The following is a 1191-nucleotide window of genomic DNA, read 5'->3' on the forward strand; positions in this document are numbered from 1 at the left end:
ACCAGCTCGTGCGCCATGCGCTGGTAGAGGCTGCTGTCCGTGCAGCCGTACAGCGTGACCAGTAACAACGCACGGGATTGCGCCGCCTTTATCACCGGGAGCATGCTGCGCACCGTGGCATGCAAACGACCGAACTCATCCTCATCGCCCAAAAGCAGATAGGCAGGAAGGAGCAATGAGTAAAGCTTGCAACGGATCACGTCAGTCTCACCACGGAGAGAGGCGTAGCCACGCAGCACCTCACGGGCCAGACGGGCATCCTCATCCACTACCACGCCGGAGGCATGGTAACGGCCCAAGGCATCGTGCAAGCCCTCCGACAGACGGTCGTTGTCCAAATGGGTATAGACATGCTTGCCCCCCGTGTTCAGCTCGATCAACTCGTACTCCCCCGCTCTCACCTCGAACAAGGGGACCCACAGACAGTCGAGGATACGTACCATCACGTCCTTATGACCACCGCCCGGCTGCACCACCACCTCAGCCTCCATGTCGGTAAAAGGGCCGGAGGTGATACGCACACGGTCGCCTTTCAACAAGCGGCCGCTATCTGGCACGTACACCGGAAGCTCGTTGGAGTAAGAAGCCGAGACCCAACGCAAGGTATCCATCTCACGATCCGAGAGGTAAGGGAAGTAAGACCGCCCGCCGGAGGAAACCCGGGGGAGGAAATTATACAGGGGAAGCGTACGCTTCAGGCGGAAGATCTCGTCCTCCGAGGCGTGGACGAACACGTAGTTGTACAGCAGGGGCCGCCTCGTGTTCACCAGCTTGCCGCCCACCTTCCTGGCCTCCACGTACGAGGGGGCGAAATACTCGAACAACGTCTCACCACGACGCTCACGCCGGGAAAGCTCCGCGGCCAGCCCCTTCGAGGGGCTGATCTTGTCACGCCCCCCACCCGCGGTAGGAAGCGTGAGCACGTACCAGCGGACGGCCTCCTGGTCACGCCGCCTCTGGACATGCTCCATGAACCTGTCCGAGCACTTGCTTGTCAATAGTTCCATCTCTATGATTATCTTTTCCTGTGGTTATCCCGCAGCCCGAAAACAGACCGTACGGCAATTCGGAGCCCTACCAAGAAGATCCTATATCGTCTTGATAAACAGTGTTTTATGTTTTTAAACGTGGCATTGCTGAAAATTGCCATACCTTGAAATATCAGGCTACTTGGGGAGTAGCCTAAAAGGT

General features: G+C 57.9%; 1 protein-coding gene. It reads right to left on the reverse strand.

Features of this window, described 5'->3' with window-relative positions; genetic code table 11:
- Positions 1–1007 (reverse strand): transcription termination/antitermination protein NusG (gene nusG / locus E5342_RS18985; RefSeq protein WP_135960080.1); only part of this gene is annotated, 1007 nt, incomplete at its 3' end.
- Positions 1008–1191: the final 184 nt, after the last annotated feature.

The sequence above is a fragment of the Parabacteroides distasonis genome (assembly GCF_004793765.1).
Taxonomy (GTDB): Bacteria; Bacteroidota; Bacteroidia; order Bacteroidales; family Tannerellaceae; genus Parabacteroides; species Parabacteroides distasonis_A.